We start from the raw sequence: 5827 nt of genomic DNA on the forward strand, positions 1-5827 counted from the left end.
AAGAACACCGTCTATAAACTGCTATCCGATCCCCCGAAGTGGCTGGAGGTTGAGGCGTTGCCGGGAGAGGGTTATCGCCTGACGATTCGCCCTGTCCGTGCATTGACGGACAGGGCTTACGATTTGCTACAAAACCATCAAAACACAGGATGTAAACTGCTTGCTCATATGGACATGCCGGAAAACGTGGAGAAGGGCGAGCGCAATCACTGGCTAGTTACAATTATTCTAACCTGCAAGTGGAAGGGAATTGGCCAGTGTGAGCTCCGCGCGGCGCTGGATCAAATCATAAAACGCGTTCCAGGCTGGCAGAAATCGCAATCGCTCACGCGAAATCTGGGTTCGATAGTGCGGAGCCTCTACCATCATCGGAGCTCGCTGAAGGGCAAATCCCCGGATCAGATTTTACCTGAGTGGTTGCTCGCAGCCTTGCAGCCTGCCAGGCCAAACCGGCTTTCGCAAAAAATTCCTAAGAAGGGATCCCATAGGGATCACGAGCCCTGCTTTGCGAATCCTGTGACACCGGAGCGTGATACCAGGGCCGTGGTTTTGCCTTTCCAGGCTCCCTTCTCCCCCATTCCCGTTGAAGTCAAGCCGGGGGTCAGGGGCGGGCCAGGCCCCTGGGTCGATGGTGAAACCGGAATCCCGGATCCAACCGTACCTGAGTTTTTTTCAGCGGAGGTTCATACCGGACAGACTGAAATTTACCCGGCAGGCCGTGCGGCTTCAGTGGTGGTCGCAGATGGCCCAGATGCAGAGCCCGCATCCGATGAGGCGTTCATCGGTGGTCTTAGTCACGCGAAGCCGCACGGTGATGTCTTTGCCCATCTGTCAGGCTCGGCGCTGAGCTCGGCGTTCTCGAAGGCGCTGATGAAATCCGCGTTGCCGACTGCAGAGAAGGCCCGGATCCTCACTGAGGTGACAAGCATCATGAGTTTGACGCAGAAGGAACTTGCAAGGCGCGCATGGCTTGCAAAATTGACTTAAATTTATGTGGAAAGAGAAGTTGAATTCCGGATGAATGTCATGATTTTGGAGCTATGTTTCAAGGCAACAATGATGAAACTCTGAAGGCCTAGTCAAGGATGAAGATGGTATTTGAAAGGGTTATGCAGGTAATTGCATAATTTAAGGTCTCAGAAAACGCGGACCATGAGGAATATCCGACATTCCGACTGCTAACCGTGATCGTCTTTGCTGCGCCAGTCTCCATGAGTTTCGGCCAGCAATCTGATGTTTGCTCCTAAACTCTGAAACGAAGTACCCTGGAGCCCTCCAATTTGCTCGCGGACGTATTTTTTGTTCAAAGGGCCGAACTCAAAAAATATCTCCAGCACCAGATCCTTTAGCAGGTCTGCATGCATGGAAAGCTCGGTCCCGGTGTCTGATATTTTGAATGCCTCGACTGCGAATTTCACGATGTTAAGACTGACACGAAGCCTGAATGCATCCTCAGTATTCTGCATGATGACTATGAGTGGCAGGTTTAACGGATCATTCAAGGTTTCGTGCTGACCCCACAGCTGGTTTTTCTGGAAGAGCCTTTGCAGTAACGTCATGGCAGGCGTGGGAGCCGAACCTGCAAAACGTGCATGCAGTGCCTGGGATCGGCTTTTGCGTAACGCCGTGTTGCGTGCTTTGGCGGATCGTAACGCGCGCTTGGTGTTTTTCAAAGCTCCGCACCTCCCCTATGTCTGGCAGGTTGATTATACCAGAAATGCGTTAATGCTTTTGAAGTTGATACCCCTCTCCATGGGGTATCACCGATCCGTCCGAAAGCCTTCGGTCTTTAGATACAATCGTATCGAACATTCGTCCCGGGACCTGCCTCGTCGCCGCAGCGCGGGAAGTCTTTGGTCTTCATCCTCGGTTTGCGCTATGAATGGTGCCGCATCTGTTACGGAACCCTTCATTCAGGATATTGCCAATGCTAAAACAGTTCACTCACTTCCTCTCTGTCCTCCTCGCCCTGCTGACGTCTGCTCAGGAATCCGAAGCGCATAGTGTTCCGGCGACCATATCTCTTTTTGGCCCTTTGAGTTCCAACGGGACGGCCTATGATCAAACGGCGAGCTCGTTCTGCATCGGTCTGATCAACTGCGCCCATCTTGAAATTCACGGGATCAGCGCCGCCTATGGTTACAATCAAACGAAAACGGATCTGACCGGCGTCGGCATCGGGGGTGTCGGCAATTTTGTTGGTGGCAGTAGCTACGGGGTGGAGTTTGGATTTGTTACGAATATCAACGGTGGCCACATGTATGGTCTTCAGCTCAGCCTGATCAACGTGGTTCAGGATCATGTCTACGGAGCTCAGATGGGCTTTTTGAACTTCAGCGGCGAAAACGTTGGTGGGCTGCAGTTTGGGGCGGCGAACATTATTCTGCCTCAGGATGAAGGGGGTGAGTTTGCGGTGCAGTTTGGTCTTCTCAATGTCTCCAACCAAGAGCGCGTGATTCCGATCGGCCTTTTGAGTTTAGCCCGCGGAGGCCGCCTGAGTATGGAGTTCAGTTGGGATTCTGTTGGTTACGGCCGCGTGACGCTTTTGAGCGGAAGTCGCTACTTTTATACGATACTGGACTGCGACTCCCGAGAGCTCAATCCCGGCAAACGCCAAAGCTATCATCGGGAAAGACCGTTCATTCGCAGCGCCACGTTCGGCGCGGCATTTCCGATTGGTCCCCGTACCAACGTAAGGCTCGAAGACGTTGCTTATTCCCCGACCTGGTATGCGCGGGACGCTTTGCATGGCTATCGTGTTGTCGGTGAATTCGCTCCATCTCCATATTTTAGCTACCATGCGGGGCTTGAACGGCTCGCGTTTCGGGAACCGTCGCGCAGGCGCTCAGATTCGCTCACATCGAAGCCGGATAGGTTTTTTTCGCTTACGGCAGGGGTTTCGGTCAATGCCTTGGGCTGGTGGAAATGAGCTTTCCCGGGGGGGTGGTGACGTTCGTTCAACCAAAAAAAGCACGCTGAGCAATCCGCGGCGGCAGAGCTTTTGAATTTTGTCCTGACCCATACCCGAGGCGCGGAACAAAAAGCAATCCTCATGAATTTGAAGTAGCTGCCAAAGCCGGTTGAGAATAAGGTTTCACTGGCACCCGGCCTTGACGCAAGACAAAGGCTCAGTGAGATGCTGCAGAAGGGGATTTTTTCAGGTTTCGAGTATGACGATCATGGTCAGCGCGGTCCGGTGCATGAGCCTGTCTTTTTTTGTAGCGCCAGGGTTCTTGGGGGACATGGCTGGATAAGCGGTCCGGTTTGCTCGGGACACACGAAAAAGCTTTCCCAGGCCGTGGGGGAAAATGGGTTTTTTGAACCCGACTGAGCGGGGGCGAGTGCGGGGGTTTAAAAGAACCCAGGATTCATAGAGAAAATCCTGGGCAAAGTAAGTGTCATACAAGGCAACGGGATACCATTGCCCAGTCTCTCTCTCGGCTGCCACAAAAAAACTTGAGTCCTAAAGACCCTTTCTCCACGCATACCGATCTACCGCTCTCTGCCCGGAGATTGAAGTGTTGCCCGATCAATCAGATAATATCGTGGCCTGAAAGTCTTCCTGTTGGAGCTGTATAGCAGCCGCAAGTCCGACGCCCGGCCGACTGGAATGGATGGCTGCACTGAAGACAGTTACGAATTTTGACTTGAATTCCACTCAGCCCCATCTGCCTTCGAACCCTGTTTTGCAGCTCGATTTCCCGGATAACGGCAGCAGGAAGCACTTTCATACGTGAAGTGGAAATGGCATCCAAGGATTCCTGTTTTGATGTTGATTCTTCCATGGAAGTTTCTCCGAAGTTGACCACCAATTCACATTTACCATAAAATAAACAATAATGGTCAGATAGGGTATTTAATCAGGGTTCAACAGCCTAGACTTAATCAATATAGCGTATCAAAACATTTACATGGCCCATGATGAGCGAAGCTGTCACAGACCGCAACGTAGCTTGAATCTGGCTCTGACCAAGAGTTCTAAGGTGACCTCGACTGGGCCTTGACTCGCGCTATGAAGCCAAGAGATTGCGCCAGGTGTTGACTAAACTGATGACGGGAAACATCGTCAATGATGTCCTGAAGCTCCTCAGAATATCGGACACCGGGAATGTATAATGGGGGGATACCCCTTACATCGAGGTACCAAGTGGCTGACAAGAAAAAGCAAAAGCGCTATACCAAAGAGTTCAAGATTGAAGCTGTAAAGCTGGTCATTGAGAAGGGAATGAAGGGCCAAAGATCTTGGGATAAGCCAGCAGCCAGCCCTGGGTGCCTGGATCAAGGACTACCAGCGCGGTGGACAGGATGCGTTTCCGGGCAAGGGCAATCTCGCACCGATCGTCATGCCATCTTCCATTCCCCAAATATCCGGCCGCAGGCGCAGCGAAGCAGCAAGAAGAAGTGGCAGGCAGACGGCCAGGTCTGATGCATTTTTCCCACTGCAAGGAAGACTACCAAACGACAGATTTTGCTTGAGGTCGCGGAATAAAACTTCTATTTTTCCGTGTCCGAAATTTCGGGGAACTTCAGTATCGCTTCCACGGTCAAGTTCCGCAACGTTACTTTTGCCTCCGGGTTTAAGACAGTGAGTTTGGAAACCAAATCCTGCCCGAACGAGGAGAAATTGCATCTTGAACTCTTAAACCGTTGAACTTTGATTTTTCTTAGCTTAGCGGGTGAGCGCCGGACTCAACAACCATCAGGCACACTTCACGGTAAAATATCTCTATATTTTTCATGGTTTATGGATAACATGATGTTCGCCATTGCGAACAATCGAAGGCCATCGGCGAAACTCAAGGGATCAGGTCGGATGAAACCGCAGAGAGTGAAATTCGCTTTCTTTCATTTGTGTCTCTGGCTTCGCTTATGTTCACGGCGTCTTTAAATAAGAACAGCGCGCTCTCTTTTCTGAACTTATGAATCAACCATTATTGACTCCGCTCGCTGAGTATACTAACTAAGTCTTTATGACTTTCCGCCGCGATGAATAGCGGAAATCCTGAAACCTTAGTTTTATGAGGATGACTAGAATGAGGCTCAAAATTGCTGTTGGACTAGTGGCGGTGGTTACAGGCGCTTGTAATGCAAGAAAAGAAAGCAGTGAACCAAAGATCTTCGGCGGCACGCAATCTTCACCGGGTGCATGGCCATCTGCGGTTGCCATTACTTACAATGGAGTTATGGCCTGCACGGGTACTGCGATTCATCCTCAAGTTGTCATTACTGCTGCGCACTGCCTTCGATTGGAGAGCAATGAAACGCCTGCTGTATATGTGGGCGGCGGTGTCGACGGTGGACAGGTTTCCCCTCAGTACCAGGCTGCGCGGTATCGCGTCCCAACTGACGAGTTTGGATTCCAAAAACAAGATATAGGCTATATTCTGCTCGACAGACCCTTGGACTTGCCAGCTGACGCGTATGTTCCCATCCTGCTTTCACCAGCAGAGATTTCAGAAGTGTTGGTACCCGGCAGAACTGCTCGACTTGTCGGCTTCGGCTTGCGCAACGGTGGGAAGTCTGGGTCCAAATACGAGACGGATGCCACCATCACACGGGTGTGGACGACTGGGGCCGACATCGGTGGAGATGGTCGTGACGCTTGTGTCGGTGATAGTGGAGGACCGGCCTATGCTCAGCTATCGAATGGACAATGGCGTGTGTTTGGAGTTGCGTCAACAGGGGGTGGATGTAGATATGGGGGCACATGGGAACTGATGCGTCCAGAAATTTGCTGGGTTCAGACGGATTCCGGAATAAATTTGAATCTTCCTGAAGGCACCTGCTCATAAACTCTGGTATATCCGATGTTCCATACAGCAGCCCT

General features: G+C 51.4%; 5 protein-coding genes. 4 read left to right on the forward strand and 1 reads right to left on the reverse strand.

The annotated features are described in order from the left end of the window. Positions 1 to 987, forward strand: a 987-nt coding sequence (locus tag VE954_RS17120; RefSeq protein WP_324954923.1) for a hypothetical protein, incomplete at its 5' end; no start/stop codon positions are given. A gap of 191 nt (positions 988 to 1178) precedes the next feature. Here VE954_RS17120 and VE954_RS17125 read toward each other — a convergent pair. Next, positions 1179 to 1673, reverse strand: coding sequence for a hypothetical protein (locus VE954_RS17125; RefSeq protein ID WP_324954925.1), 495 nt, complete (start codon positions 1671 to 1673; stop codon positions 1179 to 1181). Between the two features lie 254 nt (positions 1674 to 1927). Between VE954_RS17125 and VE954_RS17130 the strand changes: the two genes are divergently transcribed. The 3 genes from VE954_RS17130 (at position 1928) to VE954_RS17140 (ending at position 5792) form a co-directional block, all read left to right on the forward strand. Next, complete coding sequence (locus tag VE954_RS17130; protein WP_324954927.1) at positions 1928 to 2929, forward strand: LA_2272 family surface repeat-containing protein; 1002 nt, start codon at positions 1928 to 1930, stop codon at positions 2927 to 2929. Between the two features lie 1218 nt (positions 2930 to 4147). Continuing rightward, entirely contained in the window at positions 4148 to 4426 is a 279-nt protein-coding gene (locus tag VE954_RS17135) for a hypothetical protein (RefSeq protein ID WP_324954929.1), read from the forward strand. Between the two features lie 607 nt (positions 4427 to 5033). After that, a complete protein-coding gene (locus VE954_RS17140) occupies positions 5034 to 5792 on the forward strand; it encodes a S1 family peptidase (protein ID WP_324954931.1) in 759 nt (252 codons plus the stop codon). Positions 5793 to 5827 lie beyond the last annotated feature (35 nt).

The organism is Oligoflexus sp. (assembly GCF_035638955.1).
Classification (GTDB): Bacteria; Bdellovibrionota_B; Oligoflexia; order Oligoflexales; family Oligoflexaceae; genus Oligoflexus.

Excerpts from the sequence above, each read along its gene's own strand:
- VE954_RS17130 (WP_324954927.1), top strand. The coding sequence starts at position 1,928 with ATGCTAAAACAGTTCACTCACTTCCTCTCTGTCCTCCTCGCCCTGCTG.
- VE954_RS17140 (WP_324954931.1), top strand. The coding sequence starts at position 5,034 with ATGAGGCTCAAAATTGCTGTTGGACTAGTGGCGGTGGTTACAGGCGCT.